At 72.5% G+C, this 22,157-nt stretch carries 19 protein-coding genes and 2 pseudogenes; 12 read left to right on the forward strand and 9 right to left on the reverse strand.

Going from position 1 to position 22,157, the window contains the following annotated elements; genetic code table 11:
- Positions 1-10: 10 nt before the first annotated feature.
- Both ACWD4O_RS35995 and ACWD4O_RS36000 read left to right on the forward strand, forming a co-directional pair.
- Positions 11-979, forward strand: a complete 969-nt coding sequence (locus tag ACWD4O_RS35995; RefSeq protein ID WP_451286510.1) for an acetylxylan esterase — start codon at positions 11-13, stop codon at positions 977-979.
- Positions 980-1,089: 110 nt separating this feature from the next.
- Entirely contained in the window at positions 1,090-2,256 is a 1,167-nt protein-coding gene (locus ACWD4O_RS36000; RefSeq protein WP_451286512.1) for a serine hydrolase domain-containing protein, read from the forward strand.
- Positions 2,257-2,326: 70 nt separating this feature from the next.
- On the opposite strand, the gene ACWD4O_RS36005 is transcribed toward ACWD4O_RS36000, so the two are convergent.
- From ACWD4O_RS36005 to ACWD4O_RS36020, 4 genes and pseudogenes are all read right to left on the reverse strand, one after another.
- Positions 2,327-3,052: a class I SAM-dependent methyltransferase gene (locus tag ACWD4O_RS36005; protein ID WP_451286650.1), complete on the reverse strand. Its 726-nt coding sequence runs from the start codon at positions 3,050-3,052 to the stop codon at positions 2,327-2,329.
- 720 nt (positions 3,053-3,772) lie between these two features.
- A pseudogene (locus ACWD4O_RS36010) lies at positions 3,773-4,270 on the reverse strand (histidinol dehydrogenase); the annotation flags it as partial.
- A 62-nt stretch (positions 4,271-4,332) separates the two neighbouring features.
- Positions 4,333-5,265: a VOC family protein gene (locus tag ACWD4O_RS36015; RefSeq protein ID WP_451286514.1), complete on the reverse strand. Its 933-nt coding sequence runs from the start codon at positions 5,263-5,265 to the stop codon at positions 4,333-4,335.
- Positions 5,262-6,230, reverse strand: a complete 969-nt coding sequence (locus ACWD4O_RS36020) for a fumarylacetoacetate hydrolase family protein (RefSeq protein ID WP_451286516.1) — start codon at positions 6,228-6,230, stop codon at positions 5,262-5,264. The genes ACWD4O_RS36015 and ACWD4O_RS36020 overlap by 4 nt, the downstream gene beginning before the upstream one ends.
- Before the next feature lie 253 nt (positions 6,231-6,483).
- On the opposite strand from ACWD4O_RS36020, the gene ACWD4O_RS36025 reads away from it, so the two are divergent.
- From ACWD4O_RS36025 to ACWD4O_RS36060, 8 genes are all read left to right on the forward strand, one after another.
- Positions 6,484-6,780, forward strand: a complete 297-nt coding sequence (locus ACWD4O_RS36025; RefSeq protein WP_451286518.1) for an antibiotic biosynthesis monooxygenase family protein — start codon at positions 6,484-6,486, stop codon at positions 6,778-6,780.
- 43 nt (positions 6,781-6,823) lie between these two features.
- Positions 6,824-7,948: an FAD-dependent monooxygenase gene (locus ACWD4O_RS36030; RefSeq protein ID WP_451286520.1), complete on the forward strand. Its 1,125-nt coding sequence runs from the start codon at positions 6,824-6,826 to the stop codon at positions 7,946-7,948.
- A gap of 56 nt (positions 7,949-8,004) precedes the next feature.
- Positions 8,005-9,012 carry an amidohydrolase family protein gene (locus ACWD4O_RS36035; protein WP_451286522.1) on the forward strand — a complete coding sequence of 336 codons (1,008 nt, stop codon included), beginning with the start codon at positions 8,005-8,007 and terminating at the stop codon, positions 9,010-9,012.
- Positions 9,009-9,977: a cyclase family protein gene (locus tag ACWD4O_RS36040; RefSeq protein WP_358806970.1), complete on the forward strand. Its 969-nt coding sequence runs from the start codon at positions 9,009-9,011 to the stop codon at positions 9,975-9,977. The genes ACWD4O_RS36035 and ACWD4O_RS36040 overlap by 4 nt, the downstream gene beginning before the upstream one ends.
- Positions 9,978-9,985: 8 nt before the next feature.
- Entirely contained in the window at positions 9,986-11,350 is a 1,365-nt protein-coding gene (locus ACWD4O_RS36045; RefSeq protein ID WP_451286524.1) for an FAD-binding oxidoreductase, read from the forward strand.
- Positions 11,351-11,353: 3 nt separating this feature from the next.
- Positions 11,354-12,310: a fumarylacetoacetate hydrolase family protein gene (locus ACWD4O_RS36050; protein WP_451286526.1), complete on the forward strand. Its 957-nt coding sequence runs from the start codon at positions 11,354-11,356 to the stop codon at positions 12,308-12,310.
- Between the two features lie 148 nt (positions 12,311-12,458).
- Positions 12,459-13,433, forward strand: a complete 975-nt coding sequence (locus ACWD4O_RS36055; protein ID WP_451286528.1) for a LysR family transcriptional regulator — start codon at positions 12,459-12,461, stop codon at positions 13,431-13,433.
- Positions 13,434-13,471: 38 nt separating this feature from the next.
- Positions 13,472-14,296, forward strand: a complete 825-nt coding sequence (locus tag ACWD4O_RS36060; RefSeq protein WP_451286530.1) for an SDR family NAD(P)-dependent oxidoreductase — start codon at positions 13,472-13,474, stop codon at positions 14,294-14,296.
- Here the strand turns inward: ACWD4O_RS36060 and ACWD4O_RS36065 are convergent.
- The 4 genes from ACWD4O_RS36065 to ACWD4O_RS36080 all read right to left on the reverse strand — a co-directional run bounded on the left by ACWD4O_RS36065 (position 14,286) and on the right by ACWD4O_RS36080 (position 18,033).
- A complete protein-coding gene (locus tag ACWD4O_RS36065; RefSeq protein WP_451286532.1) occupies positions 14,286-15,176 on the reverse strand; it encodes a hypothetical protein in 891 nt (296 codons plus the stop codon). The genes ACWD4O_RS36060 and ACWD4O_RS36065 overlap by 11 nt on opposite strands.
- Positions 15,177-15,304: 128 nt before the next feature.
- Positions 15,305-16,834, reverse strand: coding sequence for an MFS transporter (locus ACWD4O_RS36070; RefSeq protein WP_451286534.1), 1,530 nt, complete (start codon positions 16,832-16,834; stop codon positions 15,305-15,307).
- Positions 16,831-17,256, reverse strand: coding sequence for a VOC family protein (locus tag ACWD4O_RS36075; RefSeq protein WP_451286536.1), 426 nt, complete (start codon positions 17,254-17,256; stop codon positions 16,831-16,833). The genes ACWD4O_RS36070 and ACWD4O_RS36075 overlap by 4 nt, the downstream gene beginning before the upstream one ends.
- Positions 17,257-17,262: 6 nt before the next feature.
- On the reverse strand, positions 17,263-18,033 hold the full coding sequence (locus ACWD4O_RS36080; RefSeq protein ID WP_451286538.1) for an SDR family NAD(P)-dependent oxidoreductase: 771 nt from the start codon (positions 18,031-18,033) through the stop codon (positions 17,263-17,265).
- 456 nt (positions 18,034-18,489) lie between these two features.
- Between ACWD4O_RS36080 and rho the strand changes: the two genes are divergently transcribed.
- Positions 18,490-19,632, forward strand: coding sequence for a transcription termination factor Rho (gene rho / locus ACWD4O_RS36085; RefSeq protein WP_451286540.1), 1,143 nt, complete (start codon positions 18,490-18,492; stop codon positions 19,630-19,632).
- A 143-nt stretch (positions 19,633-19,775) separates the two neighbouring features.
- Positions 19,776-20,636, forward strand: a pseudogene (locus ACWD4O_RS36090) (D-alanyl-D-alanine carboxypeptidase family protein); the annotation flags it as partial.
- Between the two features lie 83 nt (positions 20,637-20,719).
- Here ACWD4O_RS36090 and ACWD4O_RS36095 read toward each other — a convergent pair.
- The gene (locus ACWD4O_RS36095; RefSeq protein ID WP_451286652.1) at positions 20,720-22,141 is read right to left on the reverse strand and encodes a glycosyltransferase 87 family protein; all 1,422 of its coding nucleotides are present in this window, start codon (positions 22,139-22,141) and stop codon (positions 20,720-20,722) included.
- Positions 22,142-22,157 lie beyond the last annotated feature (16 nt).

Raw genomic sequence — 22,157 nt, forward strand, 5'->3', positions numbered from 1 at the left:
GCGGTCCTTCATGCCCCTGTTCGACCTGTCCCTCGAAGAGCTCCACGAGTACCGCAGCGCGTCCATCGAGCCCGAGGACTTCGACGCCTTCTGGTCCAAGACCCTCCAGGAAGCACGCGAGCACGATCTGGACGCCCGCTTCGAGCCGGTCGACACGGGGCTGGCCACGGTGCAGGTGTACGACGTGACCTTCGCCGGGTTCGGCGGACATCCGGTGAAGGGCTGGCTGACGCTGCCGGCCGGGGCCGCGGAACCGCTGCCGCTGGTCGTGGAGTTCGTCGGCTACGGCGGCGGCCGCGGTCTGCCGCACGAGCACCTGCTGTGGGCGTCGACGGGCCGTGCGCACTTCATCATGGACACCCGCGGCCAGGGCAGCGCGTGGGGCGGCGGGGGCGGCACCGCGGATCCGGTGGGCGGCGCGCCCTCGTACCCCGGGTTCATGACCCGGGGCATCGACGCCCCCGAGCACTACTACTACCGCCGGGTGTTCACGGACGCGGTGCGCGCGGTCGAGGCGGCCCGCTCCCACCCGCTGACGGACGCGTCGCGGACCGTGGTCCTCGGCGCGAGTCAGGGCGGCGGCATCACGCTCGCGGTGGGCGGTCTGGTGCCGGGCCTGGCGGCGATCGCCCCGGACGTGCCGTTCCTGTGCGACTTCCCGCGCGCGGCGACGCTGACGGACCGTCACCCGTACCGCGAGATCGGCCTGTTCCTCAAGACGCACCGCGGCCGCACCCAGGACGCCCTGCGCACGCTCTCCTACTTCGACGCCGTCCACTTCGCCTCGCGCGGCTCGGCCCCGGCGCTGTTCTCGGCGGCCCTGGAGGACCAGACCTGCCCGCCGTCGACCGTGTTCGCCGCCTTCAACGCCTGGGCGCACGAGGACAAGACGATCGAGGTCTACGACTTCAACGACCACGAGGGCGGCGGCCCCTACCAGGAGGCGGCCAAGCTGCGCTGGCTGCGCTCGTACGCCTGACCACAGCCGAGCGGGTCGGGTGACTTCCCTCCGGTCCGACCAGTCGGTACGTTCGGGGTGCCCGGGTCGCAGCGTCGCGGTCCGGGGTCCCGGCGGACCACGGAGGCCCCATGTCCGAGCACGTGTCACAGGTTCACGGCCACTGCGACCCGCGGTTCGCCGCGGTGCGCACGGCCTTCGAGGAGAACTTCCGGGGCCGCGACGAGCTGGGCGCGGCGGTGAGCGTCACGGTCGACGGCGTGCCGGTGGTCGATCTGTGGGGCGGCTGGGCCGACGCGGCGCGCACGCGCGCGTGGGAGCGCGACACGCTGGTCAACGTGTGGTCCACGTCGAAGGGCCCGACGGCGCTGTGCGCGCACATCCTCGCCGACCGCGGGCTGCTCGACCTCGACGCGCCGGTGGCCGACTACTGGCCGGAGTTCGCCGCGGCGGGCAAGGAACGGGTGCTCGTGCGGCATCTGCTGTCCCACCGCGCGGGCCTGTCCGGTCTGCGCGAGCCGCACTCCCTGGAGGAGTTCTACGACTGGGAGCTGACCACCGCGCGCCTCGCGGCCACGGAGCCCTGGTGGGAGCCGGGCACCCGGTCCGGCTATCACGCCTTCACCTACGGCTTCCTGGTCGGGGAGGTCGTGCGGCGGGTGTCCGGGCTGCTGCCGGGGGCCTTCCTGGAGCGGGAGGTGACCGGTCCGCTGGGCGTCGACTTCACGATCGGGCTGCCGGAGAAGGAGGCCGGGCGGGCCGCCGAGCTGGTGCATCCGCCGGCCGCCTCCGCCAGTGAACAGGCGGCGATCTTCAGCCAGTTGGCCCCCGCCGCCATCGCGGCACTGGCCAACCCCGTGATCGGTGCGACCGAGGCCAACTCACCGGGGTGGCGGGCGGCGGAGCTCCCGGCCGCCAACGGCCACGGCACCGCGCGGGCCGTCGCCGCGCTCTACGGGATCTTCGCCGGCCGGGGCACGTACGACGGCCGACGGATCCTCTCCCCCGAGGCCGCCGAGCGGGTCCGCGAGGGACAGGGCGGCTGCCTGGACCTCGTCCTGGGCGCCGGGCTCGGGCACGAGACGGAGATCGGGCTCGGGCTGTGGCTGAGCGGCCCTGCGGAATCGTACGGACCCAATCCGCGCGCGTTCGGGCACGACGGCTTCGGGGGCTCCTGCGGGCTCGCCGATCCGGAGGCGGGGGTGTCGCTCGGGTATGTGATGAACCGGATGGGTCCGCACATCTCCGACGACCCGCGGAAGAAGGCGCTGGTGGACGCCCTGTACAGCGCGCTGTGAGCACGGGCGCGGCGGGAGGGCGGGGGGCGGGGCTCCGGCGCCCCGGGGCCCGGGGCCCGGGAGGGGCCGCTCAGTCCGCCCGTCGCGCCTCGACCAGCCGAACCCGTGGGCTTCCGTCGCTCCGGGTGCCGAACTCGGGCAGGGCGCGGAGGTCCACACGGAATCCGGCACGCTCCAGTTCGCGCCGGACCTCACCGAGCCGGAAGGCCCGGTAGTACATCACGAACGGCGGCCGCCACACGGCGTTGCGCGCCCGCATCACGGCGTCGAAGCCCAGGAGCATCCAGAAGGCCGGGGCGGACGGCCGGGGCGGTGCGAGGACCGGGAACGCGAAGGATCCGCCCGGCCGCAGCACGCCGTGCACCTGGGCGAACAGGCCCGGCAGCTCGCGCGGCAGGAAGTGCCCGAACGCGCCGAAGCTGACGACGAGGTCGAAGCGGGCCGCGAAGGGAAGGGCGCGGACGTCCGCCCGCACCCAGGACACCCGCGGGCCGGTCGGACGGGCCCGTCGGCGTGCCTCGTCGAGCATGCCCGCGCTGAAGTCGACCCCGGTCACGCTGCTCCGGCACACCGTGGCCAGGACGTCGACCCCGGCGCCCGTGCCGCAGCACAGGTCGAGGCCGTCCTCGTACGGCCCGGACTCCTCGATCGCCGAGGTGACCGCGTCCAGGACGGAGTCCGGGGTGCGGAACGGCGTGTGGTCGAACTTCGGCGCGAGAAGGTCGTAGCCGTGCTCGACGGACGACAGGGCCTGGACGGCGAGCTCGCGCAGGGTGGGGCCTTCGGGGCTGAACATCCATGCCACCTTACGGCGGCCCGCCGCTTCGGCAGCACGAGGGCTCGGCGGGAGGCGGAGCTCCGTGCCCGGGGTGAGGGTCGTCGGCGTGCCGTCGACGGTCAGGGTGACCGCCTTGCCGCACGGCGCCCGTACGGCGGCGGCGTCGGCCAGGGTCAGCGAGGTCAGGTACGAGGTCCCGGTGACCGTCCAGACGGAGCCGTCCTCCAGCCGGACGATCGCGCCGTTGTTGACGGCGGGCCGCACGGTGTTGGTGACGATGCCGAGCTCGTAGAACGTCGACGCGTCGATCGACGCCACCCGGTGCCGGGTCGTCGTCGCCGAGATCACGCCCCTGACCGTCGAGCCCGCGAAGGTGAGGACCATGTTCTTGCCGTTGCGCATGCCGTTGGAGAAGTCGCCCACGAGGTCGATGTCGGTGAAGGCGGCCGCGCCGTCGGCGGTGTGGGCGGCGGTGACGTCGAAGGAGGCGTCCGCTAGGCGGGCGCGACCATCCCCGCCGACAGGTCGATGTCGGCGCCGCACAGACCCGGCATGGCCGGCATCGCCACCAGCGCACGGGCGACTTCGTGCTCCTCCACCAGCCGGCCGAGCGCGGCGCGGGACGCGAAGTCGCGTTCGGCCTCCTCCACGGTGCAGCCGGTGAGTTCGGCCGTGAGCCGGAAGTTGCGCCTCGGCGGTCGCGGCGACGCGGAAGCCCACGGTCGAGGCCTGCACCCCGCCCAGCAGCCAGATCTCGTCCGCGCCCGCGAGGTGCATGGCGGCGACGGTCGCGGCCGGGATCTCGCCGTGGCTGGGCGGGGTGCAGGCCACCACCCGCGGTACGCCCGCCACCTTGGCGGTGACGATGGTCATGTGGGCGGAGGCGGTGAGCGGGTAGCGGCCGCCGGGGATGTAGGCGCCGGCGGCCTGCACGGGGATGTGCTTCTGCCCGAGCCGCACGCCCGGCAGGGTCTCCACCTCGAACTCCCGCAGGGAGTCCAGCTGGTGGCGCGCGAAGGCGCGGACCTGGTCCTGGACGAACCGGATGTCGTCGATGACCTGCTCGGGCACCGACGCGACGATCTTCTCCACCTCCTCGGCGGAGAGCCGGAAGGAGTCCGGGCTCCAGGCGTCGAACTTCTCGGAGTACGTGCGCACCGCCGCGTCGCCTCGTTCGCGGACGTCCGCGACGACCGCGGCGACGGTCGCGCGGACCTGGTCGAGGGAGGCGGCCACCTCGGCCCTGGGAACGGCGTGCTACAGGATCTCTGCCACAACGGCGGCCTTTCCGGGGGAGGTCAGACGGGCGGGGCGGTGAAGAGCACGTCCGGGTCGTTGAACTGCTCCTTGGCGACCGACTCGCTCATCGGGTCGGCGGTGCCCCACTGGTCCTGGGTGATCGGGTCGTCGACGTCATGGCGGCCCGGATGCCACAGGTCCTCTTCCAGGACGGCGAGTTCGGTCGTGTACTCCACGGTGTTGCCGTGCGGGTCGTGGAAGTAGGAGAAGGTGTTGTCGCCGGCGAGATGCCGGCCCGGACCCCAGGTGAGCCGGGTGCCGGCGCGCAGCGCCCGGCCGGTGCCGCGCATGTACTCCTCGACGCCCCGCATCTCGAACGAGGCGTGGTGCAGGGAGACATGGGGGCCGCGCGCGATGGCGAAGGAGTGGTGCAGGGGGCTGCACCGCAGGAAGTACATGAGGTCGCCCATGTGCGTGGAGTAGAGGGTGTCGGTGAGCCGGAAGCCGAGGTGCTCGACGTAGAAGTCCCGCAGCCCCTCGGGGTCGCGGGAGTTGACCACGCAGTGGGAGAGCCGGACCGGGATCGCCTCGCGCTCCTCGATCCTGCGGTGGGCGCGGGTGGCGACGTCGGCGGAGACCTCGACGACCCGCCCGTCGGGGTCGAAGAAGCGCAGGCCGTAGCCGCCGCCGGGGGTGTCCAGCACCTTGGGTTCGCCGATGAGCCGGATGCCGGCCCGGCCGAGGCGGACGGCGAGTTCGTCGACGGCCGCCGCGGAGACCGCCCCGAAGGCCACGAGGTCCATCCGCTTGCGCGCGTCCTCGCGGATCCGTACGACGTACTGCTCGGGGCTTCCCTCGGCGGCGAAGAAGGCGAGTCCGCCGTCGTTCGCGACCTCGGTGAGGCCCCAGGTGTCGCGGTAGAAGGCGCGTTGCCGGGCGAAGTCCGGTACGGCCAGGTCGACATGGCGGAGGTGGGTGATGAGGGTCGTCACGGTGCGCTCCTGACTGTGTTGCGCTGCCGGCCCAGGCCGGTGATCTCCGCCTCCAGCACGTCCCCGGACTTCAGGAAGACGCCCCAGTGCGCGCCGTTGCCCGCCGGGGAGCCGGTGAGCAGCAGGTCGCCGGGGTGCAGGGTGGTGGTCGTCGAGACGTATGCGATGAGCCGCGGGATGTCGAAGATCATGTCCTTGGTCGACTCGTCCTGCCGGACGACTCCGTTGTGGCGCAGGGTGATCCGCAGGTCGTCCGGGTCGCCGACGAAGGCGGCGGGCACCAGGAAGGGGCCGGTGGGCAGGAAGGTGTCGGCGTTCTTGGCGGTGAACCAGTCCGTGCCGATGGCCTTCAGGTCGGGCCGGTAGAGACGGTCGCGGGTGGTGAGGTCGTTGCAGACGGTGTAGGCGGCGACGTGGTCGTAGGCGTCCTCGGCCGCGATGTTCCGGCCCGGCCGCCCGATGACGAGGGCGAGTTCGAGCTCCCAGTCGTGCTGCTCGCCGAGCGCGGGGAGCACGATGTCGTCGTAGGGGCCGCACATCGCGCGCGGCGATCCGAGGAAGACGTACGGGACTCCGCTGCGGATCCGTTCGTCCATCATCTGCTCGGCGTCGGCGCGGGCCTCCTCGGGGGTGGCGCCGTGGACGCTCTCCTTCTCGGCGGCGACCAGGTCGACCACGTGCTTGCGGTAGTTGGCGCCGCTCTGCAGGATCTGCCCCGGTGTGATCGGGGCGAGGACCCGCAGGTCGGCCAGGTCGTGCCAGGGGCCTTTCGCGGAGCCCGCCAGGTCGTGCAGGCGGGGCAGCCAGGCGTCCCACTCCTCGACCAGGGCGCGGACGGACGCCACCAGGTCGGACAGGTCGCGCACACGCGTCCCGGTGACCAGTCCCGGGAAGACCGCGGAGTCGGCCCGGAACGTGCCGAGCGCGAAGGGCCCGGCGTGGGTGGGCAGGGAATCGTCTGGCACGGGCGGCTCTCCTCGTACGGTCCGATCGGATTTCCCCCGACGCTAGGAGTTGCGCGCCCGGTCGGGAAATGGCCGTTGGCGATGCCTGCCATCACCGGCGCGCCGGCCCCCTGGCCCGTCCGTCCGCGCGGGGCTCCATCGCCGTGCGGGATGGATGACGTGCCCCTTGGCGATGCCTCGATCCGTTGACCGCGGCACGGCCGCCGACCAGGCTCGGAGCATCCCCGTCCCGAGGAAGTCAACGGAGTCCGCCGTGATCGTCGAGCATGCCCAACTCACCGTCGAGGCCGGCCGGGAGGAGGAGTTCCAGGAGGTCTTCGGCACGGCGCGGCAGGTGCTCGCGGAGGCCGACGGCTTCCGGTGGGCGCGGCTGTTGCGCTGCGTCGAGCGGCCGCAGGGGTTTCTGCTGCTGGTCGGCTGGGAGTCCGTCGAGGCGCACACGGTGGGCTTCAGGGAGTCCGAGCGCTTCGGGCGCTGGCGTGCGCTGGTCGGGCCGTTCTTCGCCGCGCCGCCGGCCGTCGAGCACTACGACGCACCCGTCCCGCGCTGAACCCGATCCCCCGCATCTGTTCCTACGTCCGCAAGGATCGCCCATGCCCGTACAGAAGGTGCTCGTCGTCGGCGGCGGCATCACCGGAAGCGTGCTGTCCGTCGCGCTCGCCCAGCGCGGCGCCGACGTCGAGCTCGTCGAGATCTCCCCCCAGTGGTTCGGCGTGGGCCACGGCATCACCCTCCAGGGCAACGCGCTCAAGGCGCTGCGGACCGTCGGCGTCCTGGACCGGGTCCTGGAGCGGGCCGTGCCGTTCGACGTGCTGCGGCTGCTGCGCGCCGACGGCACGCTGATCGCGGAGCTGCCCACTCCGCACACCGGGGGGCCGGACCTGCCCTCGACCGCGGGTGCGCTGCGGTCGGACCTGCAGGACGCACTGTGTGACGCCGTGCACGCGCACGGCGTCACCGTGCGGCTCGGCCTCAGCGTGGAGCGTCTCGATCAGTCCGCCGACCGGGTGGACGTCACCTTCACCGACGGGTCCACCGGCCGCTACGACCTGATGGTCGGGGCCGACGGGATCAACTCCCGGATGCGTGAGCTGATCGGCATCGGCGCCAAGCCGTCCCCGGTCGGCATGTCGATCTTCCGGGTGATCGCGCGACGGCCGCCGGAGATGGTGTGCCACGAGGTGTACTACGGCGGCCCGCGCTTCAAGGCCGGGTACAGCCCGATCTCCGCCGACCGCTGCTACGCCTACCTCCTGGACGAGAACCTGGACGCCTCCCTCATCGGCCCCCGGGCTTCGCCGGCGCTGCTGCGGGAGCGCGGCGCCGGGTACGGCGGCATGTGGGGGAAGATCATCGCTGCGCTGCCGGACGACACGGCGGTCGACTATCGCTGGGTCGAGGCGGTGCTGGTCGACGAGCCCTGGCACCGGGGCCGGACGATGGTGATCGGCGACGCCGCGCACGCCTGTCCGCCGCTCATCGCGCAGGGCGCGGCCATGTGCATGGAGGACGCGGTGCTGCTGGCCGAGCTGGTCACCGGGGACGAGCCGCCGGCGCAGGCCCTCGACCGGTTCATGGCCCGGCGGCTGCCGCGGGTGCGGATGGTGCTGGAGAACTCGCTGCGGCTGGCCGACTGGGAGATCCACCCCGACACGCCCGGCGCGGACCCGGCCCGGATCATGTCGGAGACGCTGCACTCCCTGACGGCGGCGGCGTGAACGGCGCCGGTGTGAGCGGCGGCGGTCCGAACGGCCGTGGTCTGAACGGCCGTGGCGTGAGCGCATCTCCCGTGGTCGACTTCCACGGCCACCTCGCCGTCCCGGCCGCCGACGCGATCGTCGCGGGCACCCCCGGCTTCGCCGCCGAGCTGGCCGCCGAACAGCGCGCCCACTCGCCCGCCTCGCTGGCCGCCAACCGCGCCCAACTGGAGCGGCTGCGGGTCAGGTTGACGGATGTGGCGGCGCGGCTGGCCGACCTGGACGCGATGGGCGTCGACGCACAGGTGGTCGGTCCGATGCCGATGCACCACTACTGGACCGGCCGGGCGACGGCCGCCCGGCTGGCCCACACCGTCAACGAGGCCGTCGCCGCGCACTGCGCCCTGGCGCCGCGGCGGCTGCACGGGCTCGGCACGGTACCGCTCCAGCACCCCGACCTGGCCGTGACCCTGCTGGAGGCGGCGGTCGGCGAGCACGGACTGCACGGCGTCAGCGTCTCCACGACGGTGAACGGCAGGGAACTCGCGGACCGGGCGCACGACCCGGTGTGGCGGGCGGCCGAGGAGCTGGGGGCGGTGGTGTTCGTCCATCCGTGGGGCTGCTCGCTGGGCGACCGGCTCGCCACGCACTATCTGGGCAACACGGTCGGCCAGCCGGTGGAGACTGCGGTGGCCCTGTCGCACCTGATCTTCACCGGGGTCCTCGACCGCTTCCCGCGGCTGAAGCTGGTGGCCGCGCACGGAGGCGGCTATCTGCCGACGTACATCGGGCGCTCCGACCACGCCTGGCGGGTCCGGGCGGACGCGCGCGGCTGCGCGGAGCCGCCGAGCGCCTATCTGCGGCGCATGTGGTTCGACGCGCTCGTCTACACCCCGCGCGCCCTGCGCGCTCTGGTGGAGGAGGTGGGCGCGGACCGGGTCGTGCTCGGCACGGACCATCCCTTCGACATGGGCGTCGACGACCCGCTGGCCCGCCTGGACGCCGCCGGCCTCGCCCCGGCCGACCGGGCGGCCGTCGCCGGCGGCAACGCAACCGACCTGCTGCTGAAAGGACACCCGCGATGACCCTCGGTCCCATCGAGGAGGAGCTGGCCAAGGCCCGTTCCGCGTACCGCAACTGGGGTCGCTGGGGCGAGGACGACGTGCTCGGCACGCTGAACTTCCTCGACGACGCGATCCGGGCCCATGCGGCGGGGCTGGTGCGCCGGGGGCGTTCCTTCTCCCTCGCCCTGGAGTTCAACGAGGCGGGGCCGCAGCGCGGGTTCCGCGGCCGGATCAACCCCGTGCACTACATGAAGGACACCGGGTCCGACGCGGCCGCGGGCACCCAGGGTTTCCCGCACGGCTTCGGCGGTGCGGACGACCATGTGGTGATGCCCCTCCAGGCGTCCACGCAGTGGGACGGGCTGGGCCATATCTTCGACAACAAGCAGGCGTGGAACGGCCGTTCCTGCACCATCGTGAACGGCGACGGGGACTCGGTCACCGGCATCGAGCACATGGCGGACGCGTTCACCGGCCGTGGCGTCCTGCTGGACGTGGGCCGCGTCCTCGGAGACGAACACGGCGAGCTCCCCGACGGCTTCGCCGTTCTGGAGGAGCATCTGCGCGCCACCGTCGAGGCGCAGGGCGCCACCTCCACCGTGCGGCGCGGCGACCTGGTGCTGGTGCGCACCGGCCAGCTCGGCCGGGTGCGGCGGCTCGGCTCCTGGGGCGCCTACGCGGCGGGGGACGCTCCCGGTCTGTCCTTCACCACCCTGGGCTGGCTGCACCGCACGGAAATCGCGGCGATCGCCACCGACACCTGGGGTCTGGAGGTACGGCCGCACGAGTTCGCCGAGCCGGCGATGTCCCCGCTGCACCAGATCGCCATCCCCAACATGGGCCTGCCGCTGGGCGAGATGTGGGACCTGGAGGCTCTCGCCGAGGACTGCGCGGCGGACGGCGTCCATGAGTTCCTGCTGGTCGCGGCCCCGCTGCCGGTCACCGGCGCGGTGGGCGCGCCCGTCAACCCGATCGCGATGAAGTGAGGGCGTCCGTGAACAGGTTCTCCGGCACCCTCCACCTCGCCGGCGACGACGACTTCGAGGAGGCGTGCCTGGGGCGGGTCTTCAACGCGCGCCGCCCGTCGGACCGGCTGCCCGCCGCCGTGCTGGAGGCGCGGACGGAGGACGACGTCGTCGAGGGCGTCCGGCTCGCCCTGGAGCGGGGCTGGCAGGTCGCCGTCCGCTCGGGCGGGCACAGCTGGGCCGCCTGGTCGGTGCGCGCGGACGCGCTGCTGATCGACCTCGGGGGCTTCCGGGAGCTGGCCTACGATCCCACCACCGAGATCGTGACGGCGACGCCCAGCGTCCGGGGCGGCGACGAACTCAACCCGTACCTGGGCGAGTTCGGCCGCTTCTTCAACGGCGGGCACTGTCCCTCCGTCGGCATCGGCGGCTTCCTGCTGCAGGGCGGGCAGGGCTGGAACGCGCGCGGCTGGGGCTGGGCGGCGGAGAACATCGTCGCCATCGACGTCGTCACCGCCGACGGTGAGCTGGTGCGCGCGGACGAGGAACGCAACAGCGACCTGTTCTGGGCGGCGCGCGGGGCGGGCCCCGGCTTCTTCGGCGTCGTCACCCGCTTCCATCTGCGCACCCGCCCGCTGCCGCGGCATCTCGCGCACACGGTGCACGCCTACCCGGTGGAGCTGTTCGACGAGGTGATGACCTGGCTGCACGGCATGCACCACACGGTGTCGGACCTGGTGGAGATCGTCGCGCTGACCCAGACCCCGCCCGGCGCCGACGCGCCCGTGCTGCTGGTGACGGGCGTGTCGATGACCGACACCCCCGCACAGGCCGCGCAGGCGCTGGCCCCGCTGCACGCCAATCCGTACGCCGAGCAGGCGCTGCTGCGTATCGAGGCCCAACCGACGACCCTCGCCGAGCAGTTGGCGAACCAGCGCACCGCCAACCCGGAGGGCCACCGGTACCTGGTCGACAACGCCTGGCTGACCGGTCCGGCGGAGCGGGTGGTCCCGGCGATCCGCGAGGCGTTCACCGCGCATCCGACACCGGGGACCTTCACCATCTGGTTCTCGATGGCTCCCCTGCGCGAACTCCCCGACATGGCCTTCTCGTTGCAGTCGGAGATCTACTGCGCCACGTACGTCGTCCACGACGACCCGGCCCGGGACAAGGAGCTGCGGGCCTGGCTGGACTCGGCGATGGCGGCCATGGAGCCGGTGACCGTCGGCCAGTACCTCGGCGACTCCGACTTCACCGTGCGGCAGTTGAGGTTCATGGGGGACGCGCAGTGGCGGCGGCTGCAGGAGATACGGGCCGCCCGGGACCCCGACGGCCTGTTCGCGGGCCACCTCAGCGCCGGGGCCGTCACCAACACCAACCACTGGGAGAGTTGAGCGATGCGGTTCGCGACATACGAGCACGAGGGCATGGAGCGCGCCGGCGCGGTGCGGGACGGCGTCGTCCACCCGCTGCCCGAGGGCGGCACCGTCCTGGCGCTCCTCGAACAGGGCATCCTGCACGAGGCGGGAGCCGAAGCACTGGAGCGGCACAGCGAGTTGACGGTGGATCAGGTACGGCTGCTGCCGCCGCTGAAGCCGCCGTCGATCCGGGACTTCGTCGGGTTCGAGGCGCACATCGAGGGTGTGTCGAAGGCCCTCGACGGCCTGGAGCACGTGCCGGAGGAGTGGTACCGGGCGCCCAACTTCTACTTCACCAACCCCCACGCAGGCTACGGCGCCCATGACGACGTGCCGGTGCCGGCGGGCTGCTCGGTGCTGGACTTCGAGCTGGAGGTCGGGGCGGTCGTCGGACGCAGCGGGCGCGACCTCACGCCCGAGCAGGCGCGCGAGACAATCGTCGGCTATCTGGTCTTCAACGACTGGTCGGCCCGGGACCTGCAGAAACCGGAGAAAAACCTGGGGCTCGGCTTCTCCAAGGGCAAGGACTTCGCCAACACGCTGGGCCCGTTCCTGGTCACCGCCGACGAGGTCGCGGACCGGCGCGACCCGGACGGCTTCCTGGACCTGGAGATGACCGTCGCCCTCAACGGGAGGCTGATCGGCCGGGACACCCTGGCCAATGTCTCCTGGACCTTCGAGGAGATGGTCGCCTACGCCTCCCGGGACGCGTGGGTGCGCCCCGGCGATGTCCTCGGCTCGGGCACCTGCGGGTGGGGCGCGCTGGCCGAGCACTGGGGGCGGCTCGGGGAGCGCACCCCGGCCCCGCTCACACCCGGCGACGAGGTGGAGCTGACCGTGGAGCGGCTGGGCACGCTGCGCAACCGGATCGTGGCGGGCGCTGCGGACGCGTATCTTCCGCGTGCCCGCAAGCGCGGCAGGACGCCTCGGCCGTAAACAGTGTGACCTGCGGGTATCCCTGGATTCGATGGCTGCTGTCGGATCGCTGTGAGTTGTGTCGCGCGGTCTTCCTCGGCGCGCCGCCGGTGGTTACGCTCCGGTCCACCGGGCTTCAAGGACGCGGCGCGGCCGGAAGGGGACATACGTGGGTCTCGGAGCGATCGACCTGAATCTTCTGGTGGCGCTGGAAGCGCTCCTGGAGGAGCGGAACGTCACCCATGCCGGTGTGCGGCTCTCCACCAGCCAGTCCGCGATGAGCGGCTCGCTGGCCCGGCTGCGCCGCCACTTCAACGACGAGCTGCTGATCCGGATGGGCCGCGAGTACGAGCTGACGCCGCTCGCGGAGCGGCTCCTGCCCGTCGTCCAGGCCTCGCTGTACAAGGCCGAGGAGGCGCTGTCGCTGACCCGGCACTTCGACCCGTCACGCAGCAGGCAGCGGTTCTCCGTGGTCATGTCCGACTATGTGATGACGGTGATGGTGGAGCCGCTGCTGCGGGTCATCGCGCAGGAGGCGCCCGGCGTGCGGATCGATGTGCACCCGATCGTCGACGGTCAGCTGGAGACGGAGACGCACCTGCGCTGTCACGACCTGATGGTGGTGCCGCTCGGCTACCAGCTGCCCGGCGTGAGCGAGGCCGTGATGCACGACCGGTTCGTGTGCATCGTCGACCCCGACAACCCGCGGCTGGTCGACGGGCGGCTGTCGCTGGCCGACCTGGCGGAGATGCCGCACGCGGCGTCCGCGATCGGCAAGAGCCTCACGCCCACCGACCGCCAGCTGGAGACGCTCGGCATCGTGCCGAGGGTGCAGGTCAGCACCCCGGGTTTCAGCGTCCTGCCGTTCCTGGTGGCCGGCACGGACCTGGTGGCCCTGGTGCCCGAGCGGCTGGCGCTGCGCTACGAGGGCTTCGCGCGCTGTGCCGTGATCCCGACGCCGTTCCCGGACGTGCCGCTGGTGGAGGCCATGTACTGGCACCACAACCGGCACGCGGACCCGGCGCACAGCTGGCTGCGGGAGACCGTGCGCAGGGTGGGCGCGTCGCTGGACGACCCGGTGATCGCCGCCGTCGATGCCAGCCATGGCGAACACGCGTTGGTGGAGCTGACCGCGGCTCCCTAGCGTGGACGGGCAGCAGTCCCGCACCCCATGGAGGAGCCGTGAGCCGTACGCGTCTGGCGGGCCGTACCGTCGTCGTCACCGGAGCAGCGCAGGGCCAGGGAGCCGCGGAGGCGACGGCGGCCGCCCGCGAGGGCGCGCGGGTGATCGCGACCGACGTCCTGGACGAGCCCGGCGAGAAGCTGGCCGCGAGCCTGCGCGCCGACGGCCTCGACGTGCGCTACCGGCGGCTGGACGTGTCGTCGCCGGACGACTGGGCCGCCCTCGCGGACGAGCTGGAGATCGTGCACGGCCTCGTCAACAATGCCGGCATCGCGATGCGGGCCCGGCTCGGGCAGGTCGAACTCGCCGACTGGGAGCGGGCGTTCGCGGTGAACACGACGGGTGCGCTGCTCGGCATCCAGGCGCTCGCTCCGCTGATGCCGCCCGGCTCCGCCATCGTCAACGTGGGCTCCGTCGCCGCCCTGACCGCTCATCACGCGGTCGCGTACACGGCCAGCAAGTGGGCGTTGCGGGGCCTGTCGAAGGTGGCCGCGCTGGAGCTGGCGCCGCGTGGGATCCGCACGAACCTGGTGCATCCCGGGTACATCGAGACCCCGCTGATGACGTCCGCGAACCCGGTGTTCGTCGAGGCGCATCTGGCGATGACCCCCCAGGGGCGCGCCGGGTCGGTCCACGAGGTGGCGCCGCTCGTCGTCTATCTGCTGTCCGACGAGGCGTCGTACGTCAACGGCGCGGAGATCACCGTGGACGGCGGGTACGCGGCGCACGGCGGGGTGAAGGCGATCACGAACGCGCTCGACGCGCCGGTGGCCGACCGAGGGCCGGCCACCGCACACGAGCCGGGAGCGGGCGTCAGTCGCTGAGGGAGTCCAGGGTGGCCCTCGTGTCCGTCTTCAGCCAGTCGATCACTTCGTCGAGCTCCGGCGGGTCCTTGTCGTCGTCGTACGAGGACAGATAGGCGCTGTAGCCCATGGTGTACGTGACCCAGCCGTCGCGGACCGCGAGCGTGGCGTAGCGGGAGCCGGTGGTGGTGCCGCTGGTGGTGTCCTCGCTGACGATGTAGGCCTCGTCACCGATGGTGGTGACCTCCTCCACGTCGTAACCCGTGTGGCTGTCGCCGTAGTTCTTCCAGGTGGCCGTGAACTCCGGCCCGGGGTCGGTCTTCTTGTGCAGGTCCAGCTGGACGGAGAGGTACGCGTCCGCGTAGCTGGACCCGGTCTTCTTCAGGCTGATGCTGCAGTACCCCGAGTCGAGGGCGGTGTCCTCGAGGGTGTTGTGCGTCGGGGTGCCGTCGTCGTCCGGGTACTCGTCCTGGAACGACGAGTAGTCGGCGGAGTTGCAGAGGTTGGACGGGGCCGAGTAGCCGCGCAGGTCCGGGTCGTTCCCGGCTTTGACGAGGAAGACTCCGGCCGCCCAGGCGGCCGACGCCACGACCGCGCCGACGACGGCCCACAGGACCGCCTTTCCGGCGCCGCCGCCCCCGCTGGGCGGCGGGCCGACGACGGGGTACTGGCCCGGCTGGGCGTACGGATTGCCCGGCTGGGGCTGGGCGGGCTGCCCGACCAGGGTCGGCTGGGCATAGACGCTCTGCTGACCGGCTTGGGTCGCGGGCGCCGCCGGCGGGAAACCCAACGGCCCGCCGGGGGACGGCGACTGCGGATTCGGATAGGGGTACGCGCTCGGCTGGGCCGGCGCCCCGGACGGCTGCTCCGGCTGCTGCGGAGGCTGAGGCGGCGTGGACATGACGTGAAGATAGTGCAGTAATAGCTGTCAAGTCCCTGGCCGTCACGGATCGTTACCCTCTGGGGACATCTGTGGCAAACCTGAAAGAGGCCGGGACTTCCGCCCGGCCTCTTCGGTGTGCTTCGGCGCTACGCGAGCGGCTGGACGGCCGCCGTCTGCGCGGGCGCCGCCGCCGTCGAGCGCGCGGTGCTCTTGCGGACCAGCAGCAGGGTGACCAGCGCGCCCAGCAGGGAAGCGCAGCCGCAGATCACCACGCCGACGGCCATGCCGTGACCGAGGGCGGTCTGAGCGGCCGCGCGGGCGCTGTCGCTGCCCGCGTTGACGACCGCGAGGGGTCCCGCGGCCGCCTCCATCCCGGCGTCGGCGCCGCTCAGCTTGCCCACCAGCGCGGCGGACGCGGCGCTCATGGCGACGGTGCTGATGACGGCGGGGCCGAGCCCCTGGCCGAACTCGCGCACCAGGCTGGTCGCGCCGCTGGCCATGCCGGTCATGTTGAGCGGTACGGCGTTCACGGCGGCGGAGGTGAGCGAGGAGACCACGCAGATGAAGCCGACGCCCAGCAGCAGCACCGGGCCGATGAAGGCGGCCAGCGAGGTGGTGGTGATGGGCAGGGCGGCGATCCAGAACTGGCCGGCGGCCATCGGCAGCAGACCGCCCATGAGCAGCCAGCGGGGTTCGACGCGGGTGAGCATCCGGCTCAGGACCGGCGCGAGGAGCAGCGGGACGAGTTGGAGGATCACGAACGGCATACCGGCCCGCAGCGCGCTGAGGTGCATGACGGCGCCGAGGCGGATGGAGACGCAGTAGGCGGTGCCGATGAAGCCGAACATGCCGGCCAGCGCGACCACGGCGGCGGCCGCGAACGACGGGATCTTCAGCAGGTCGAGGTTGAACATCGGCGAGGCGGCCCGCTTCTCCGCGACGACGAACGCGACGAGCGAGACCGCGGCCAGGGTGAGGGAGCCGACGATGGCCGGACTGCTCCAGCCTCGTTCACCGCCCTCGATGATGCCCCAGAGCAGGGCGGTGAGGCCGACGGCCACGGTGATCTGGCCGGTCCAGTCCAGGGCGCGGCCCTCGGGTGCCTTGGAGTCGGTGACCATGAGGTGGCTGGTGACGGCGACGACGAGGCCGAGGACCACCGGGGGCACGAACGCCCACCGGAAGTCGGCGACCGTGGCGAGCACCCCGGAGGACAGCGGGCCCGCCGCCGAGGCGAGGGAAATGCTGAGCGCCCAGGTGGAGACGGCCTTGGCCCGGTCCTTCTCGTCGGGGGTGGCGGCCGCGATCACCGCGAGGGAGCTGGGGAAGAGCGCGGCCGCGCCGATGCCCGCGAGGGCCTGGCCGACCCAGAGCATGGTGATGCTCTGCGCGGTGGCGTTGAGGAGTTCGCCGAGCGCCAGCACCAGCCCGCCGAGCACCAGCAGGCGTTTACGGCCGAAGAGATCGCCGACCACACCGAAATTCAGCTCGAGAATGGCGGTGGGCAGAATGAAGGCGGAGGTGACCCAGGCGACCTGGGATCCGGAGGCCCCGAATGCGGCCTGTATTTCTCCGTTGATGGGCGAGGGGACAGTAATGCACAGCTGCGCGGCGGCAACGGCCAGACAGCAGGCTATGAGTGTTCCCCTGTCGAGTCTTTTCAGCACGCTCGTCATTCCGTACTCCGTCGCTCTAGTCGCTCTATGAGTTCGATGAGATTTCCCTCTGGGTCGGTGACCCAGGCCATGCGCACTCCGGGTTCGGGGGACGGTCCGGGTGCGAGGGCCTCGCCCGCTCCATGGGCCAGCAGGGCCGCATGGACGGGATCGAGTTCGGGGGTGGTGACCGCGAAGTGCCCATAGCCTTCGGTGAGGGCCGCGGTCAGCGGATCCGGGGCCCGCAGGCCGGGGGCGGAGCCGGGGCGGGCGAGCAGTTCGATGCGCCAGCCGTACGGGTGTTCCAGCACCACGCCGCTGAGGCCGGGCCCGTCGAGCCGGAACTCGAAGACGGTCTTCAGGCCGAACGCGGCCTTGTACCAGGTGGTCTGGGCGTCCAGATCGCGCACGTTGACGCCCACGTGGTCGAGTCGGGTGGTCATGTGCGCTCAGCCCGCCATGGCGCTGTCGCCGCCGTCCACCATGAGGTTGGCGCCGTTGACGAAGGCGGCCTCGTCGCTGCAGAGGAAGGCGGCGACCCGGGCGATGTCCTCGGGTTCGGCGATCCGGCCGACGGGGATCCGGGCCTCCAGCTGCGCCCTCGGCCCCTCGGGGTCGTCGAGGAAGGGCGCGGTGGCCGAGGTGCGGGTCATGCCGGGGGCGATGGTGTTGACCCGGATGCGGTGCGGGGCGCCGGCCGCGCACAGGTGCTTGCTCATGGCCAGCACCCCGCCCTTCGCGGCGCCGTGCGGCACCATCGGCAGGAACGGCGCGCCGCGCACGGCGGCCACCGACGCGACGTTGAGCACGGTCCCGCCGCCGCGCGCGATCAGGTGCGGCCAGGCGGCGCGGGTGCAGAAGTACGGGATGTCGAGTTCGTTGCGGAGAGTGAAGTACCAGTCCTCGACGGGCTGGGTGTCGAACGGCCCGTTCCGCAGCGCCGAGGCGTTGTTGTAGAGGATGTCGATTCCGCCGCAGGCCGATATGCCGGCCTCGATCCACTCCTTGGCGCCCGCCTCGGTGGACAGGTCGACGGGGGCGTGGGAGTGCATGACTCCCCCGGCCTTCGCGACGAGTTCGACGGTTTCCGCGTCACCGTCGGCGTCGATGTCGCAGCCGAATACACTTGCCCCTTCCGCCGCGAATACCAGTGCCGCCGCACGTCCTATTCCGGCTCCCGTGCCGCTGATGAAGGCGATTTTCCCCGCCAGTCGACCCATGATTGCCCAAGTCCCTTGTTCATGCCGCCCAAGTGCGGTGGTGGCAGCGTAGGGAGGGCCTTTCGCCGGAACAAGAAATGCGTCGCTCCGCGGGCATCGGGGGTTCGTATGGCTGGTATGCGGCGGCGACAGGTCGGCGTCCGGGAACAAGCGGCGTCCCGGTCGTGTTGAACCCGGTGAGACCGACCGGAGTGCCGAAGGTGTGCTACAGTGCCGTCAGCACTTGTGTACGCCCCGTTCCGGGCTCCGGTGCCAGTTCATTCTCCTTCCGCCGTGTCACCCGCCGTCTCCGGCCGGTGCAGCGGCTTTCCCGCACCATCTCGACCGGCGCTTCAGTTCTGCCGTGGCCGAGGTGCTGTTCCCGCCGCCCGAGGCGCGCCGTGCGCCCTCCCTTCGCGGCTGCTCTCCCCCTCTTCGCATGCCTCATGCCTTCCGTCCGTGAAAGGACCGGCCACCATGACCACCACACTCGAACACCCCCATGTACAGCAGCAGCCTCCGGCCCGGGTCGCCGCCGGTGTCCTCGACATCGACGCGAGCGGGAAGGGGCAGCTGCGCTCCGCGGACTGCCTGCCCACGCCCGGCGACCTCCAGGTCCCGGCCGCGCTGATCCGCCGTCACGGCCTGCGCAAGGGCGACCTCGTGGAAGGGGTGCGCGGAACCCAGCGCGCCCTGACCGAGGTCGCACGCGTCAACGGCCGTACGCCCGAAGCCCTGCGGGGCCGCCGGGACTTCCGTGACCTGACCCCCGTGTACCCGCACGAGCGGCTGCGGCTGGAACACCCGGCGGCCGGGCTCACCGGTCGGGTCGCCGACCTGATCTCCCCCGTCGGCAAGGGCCAGCGCGGGCTGATCGTCGCCCCGCCCAAGACCGGCAAGACCGTGCTGCTCCAGCAGCTCGCCGCCGCCGTCGCCGGCAACCATCCCGAGGCACGGCTGATGGTCGTGCTGCTCGACGAGCGGCCCGAGGAGGTCACCGACATGCGGCGCTCGGTGCGCGGCGAGGTGTACGCCTCGACGTTCGACCGGGCGCCCAAGCAGCACATCGCCCTCGCCGAACTCGTCATCGAGCGGGCCAAGCGGCTCGTCGAGGCGGGGGAGGACGTCGTGATCCTCCTCGACTCGCTGACCCGGCTGTGCCGGGCCCACAACAACGCGGCCGCCGCGGGGGGCCGCACCCTGAGCGGCGGTGTCGACGCGACCGCGCTGATCGGCCCCAAGCGGTTCTTCGGCGCGGCGCGTGCGGCCGAGGAGGGCGGCTCGCTCACCGTCCTCGCCACCGCCCTGGTCGAAACGGGCTCCCGCGCCGACGATTTCTACTTCGAGGAGCTGAAGAGCACCGGCAACATGGAGCTGCGCCTCGACCGCGAAACGGCCTCCCGTCGGGTCTTCCCGGCCGTCGACATCAACGCCTCCGGCACCCGCCGCGAGGAACTCCTGCTCTCCCCCGGCGAGTTGACGACCGTGCACGGACTGCGCCGGGCGCTGCAGACCCGGGACGGCCAGGCGAACCTGGAGACGCTCCTGCAGCGGATGCGCGAGACCCCGGACAACGCGGCCTTCCTGCGCCGCATCCAGCCGACGCTGCCGACGGCCTAGTCCGCAACGGGTCGCGGGCGGGTCCGGAGCGGGTGGCGGGCGGGTCGCGGGCGGGTCCGGAAAGTGCGGCATCCGGGTGCTCGGTGGAGCGCGTCCGGCACGGGCAGCGCGGGTAACGCCCGGTTCATTCCTACGTTGATCGTATGACGATCGGATTCTCTTCCCGGGTCGCTGTGACGGCCTGCGCGTTCTGTGTGGCGGGCGCCCTCGCCCTCGGTCCGGCCGCCGCCGTGGCCCCGGCCGGCGCGGACCCCGGAGCGCCGGGCGGAACCGGCGGGCCGCGGACCGCGCAGCCACAGGTGACCGTGCCGCGGCCGTCCCTGCTGTACCGCTCCGGCACCCTGGTCCGGTCCCACCGGGACGCGCCCGAGGTCCCGGACGTCTCCGCGCTGTCCTGGCTGGTGGCCGACGCGCACACCGGCGAGGTGCTCGCCGCGTCGAACGCGCACCGCAGACTGCCCCCGGCCAGCACGCTCAAGACCCTGTTCGCCCTCACCGTGCTGCCGATCCTGCCCGGCGGGATCCGGCACACGGTGAGCGAGGAGGAGCTGATGGGCATCGGTCCCGGCAGCAGCCTCGTCGGGGTCGCCGAGGGCCGCACGTACGAGGTCGCCGACCTGTGGCGCGGGGTGTTCCTCAACTCCGGCAACGACGCCGTGCACGTCCTGGCCGCGCTCAGCGGCGGCTGGGACGCCGCGGCCGGGAGGATGCAGGCCAAGGCCCGGTCGCTGGGCGCCCTCGACACCCATGTGCTGTCGCCGGACGGCTACGACACCCCGGGCCAGGTGTCCTCGGCCTACGACCTCGCGGTGTTCGGGCGGGCCGGACTGCGCAACGCGGACTTCGCGCGCTACTGCGCCACCGTGGAGTCCTGGTTCCCGGGCGACGGGCGCGGGTCGTACGAGATCGCGAACACCAACCGGCTGTTGACCGGGGCGGACGGCGTCGAGCCGTATCCGGGGCTGATCGGGATCAAGAACGGCTACACCAGCAACGCCGGCAACACCCTGGTCGCCGCCGCCCGCCAGGACGGGCGCACCCTCGTCGTGACGGTGATGAACCCTCAGGCGGGCGGCGGCCACGCCGTCTACGAGGAGGCGCGCGAGCTGCTGGACTGGGGGTTCGCGGCCGCCGGGCGGGTCGATCCGGTGGGCTCGCTGGACGCGCTGCGGGCCCGCCCGCGCCCTCGTCCCCAGCCGGGGCCGGAGACAGGCGCGGCAACGGATGCGGAACCGGGGACGGAGCCGGGTGCGGGCTCCGCGCCGGTGCCCGCCAAGGCCGCCGCGGTCGCCGTCGGCGACGCTCCCGGCTGGTCGGAAGCGGCGCTCGTCGTGGGCGCCGCCGCACTGGGCGGGGCCGCCGTGTCGCTGCTGCTGCGGCTCGTGGTCCGCCGGCCCTCGGGAAGCTGACCGACCGGCAGCCACAGCAGCAGGCCCAGCGTGATCCAGGTGTAGATGTTGCTGCCGAGGAAGCCGTCGACGCCCGACGAGTCGTCGAACCACAGCCACACCACGCTGGTGCACAGCAGCGCGTACAGGGCGCCCGCGACCCGTGGGCGCCCCGCGCGGATCAGCACGCCGAAGGCCGGCAGCAGCCAGACCAGATGGTGCACCCAGGTGACCGGGCTGACCAGGCAGGCGGTGAGACCGGTGAGGGCGAAGGCGGTGAGCCACTCCCCCGCGTCCACCGCCCGCCGGGCCCGCCACGCCCACCAGCCCAGCACCACCAGGACCAGCACCGCCCAGACGGCCCGGCTCTCGACGCCCAGCCGGGCCAGCACGCCCTGGAGCGACTGGTTCGAGACGTAGTCGAGCCGGCCCACGCGGGTGGTGTCCCACATGGCCTGCGTCCAGTAGAAGCGGGAGGCGTCCGGGGCGACCACGGCCGCGAGCCCGGTGGCGGCGCCCGCCACGACCGTGGCCACGGCGGCCGCTCGCCGACGGCGGGTGACCAGCAGCAGGCCGATGAAGAGCGCGGGCGTGAGCTTGATCGCCGCCGCCAGGCCGATGCCGATCCCGGCCCAGCGGGTCCGGCCGGTCGCCAGCAGCCAGGCGTCGGTCAGCACCAGGGCCAGCAGCAGCACGTTGACCTGGCCGAAGCTGAAGGTGTCGCGCAGCGGTTCGAACAGCGCGAGCGCGCAGGCGGCGAGGCCGGCGCCGTACCAGCCGTACCGCCGCCACTGCGGCCCGACCACCACCCGTACGACGGCGGCCAGGGCCGCCAGGTTGAGCAGCAGGGCGGCGACGATCGCGGTGCGCAGGCCGACGAGCGCCATCGGCAGCATGACGACGGCCGCGAACGGCGGGTAGGTGAAGCCGTACTGGGTGCCGGGCACCCGGTAGTCGTAGACGCGACCGCCGTCGTGCGTCCAGCTGTTGACGGTGCCGTAGTAGACGCGCAGATCGAACCAGTCGCGGAGCAGGGGCACGGTCGCGGTGAAGACCGTGACGACGACGGCCAGCGCGAGCACCAGGAGCAGGCGGCCGCGATCGGTGCGGGGCGCCCGCACGCCCCCAAGGTCCATG

This window comes from Streptomyces sp. NPDC002623, assembly GCF_053592635.1.

Bases quoted from the DNA above. Each gene is read 5' to 3' on its own strand.
- ACWD4O_RS35995 (WP_451286510.1), top strand. From the start codon at position 11: ATGCCCCTGTTCGACCTGTCCCTCGAAGAGCTCCACGAGTACCGCAGC.
- ACWD4O_RS36000 (WP_451286512.1), top strand. From the start codon at position 1,090: ATGTCCGAGCACGTGTCACAGGTTCACGGCCACTGCGACCCGCGGTTC.
- ACWD4O_RS36005 (WP_451286650.1), bottom strand. From the start codon at position 3,052: ATGTTCAGCCCCGAAGGCCCCACCCTGCGCGAGCTCGCCGTCCAGGCC.
- ACWD4O_RS36030 (WP_451286520.1), top strand. From the start codon at position 6,824: ATGCCCGTACAGAAGGTGCTCGTCGTCGGCGGCGGCATCACCGGAAGC.
- ACWD4O_RS36040 (WP_358806970.1), top strand. From the start codon at position 9,009: ATGACCCTCGGTCCCATCGAGGAGGAGCTGGCCAAGGCCCGTTCCGCG.
- ACWD4O_RS36050 (WP_451286526.1), top strand. From the start codon at position 11,354: ATGCGGTTCGCGACATACGAGCACGAGGGCATGGAGCGCGCCGGCGCG.
- ACWD4O_RS36065 (WP_451286532.1), bottom strand. From the start codon at position 15,176: ATGTCCACGCCGCCTCAGCCTCCGCAGCAGCCGGAGCAGCCGTCCGGG.
- ACWD4O_RS36070 (WP_451286534.1), bottom strand. From the start codon at position 16,834: ATGACGAGCGTGCTGAAAAGACTCGACAGGGGAACACTCATAGCCTGC.
- ACWD4O_RS36075 (WP_451286536.1), bottom strand. From the start codon at position 17,256: ATGACCACCCGACTCGACCACGTGGGCGTCAACGTGCGCGATCTGGAC.
- ACWD4O_RS36080 (WP_451286538.1), bottom strand. From the start codon at position 18,033: ATGGGTCGACTGGCGGGGAAAATCGCCTTCATCAGCGGCACGGGAGCC.
- rho (WP_451286540.1), top strand. From the start codon at position 18,490: ATGACCACCACACTCGAACACCCCCATGTACAGCAGCAGCCTCCGGCC.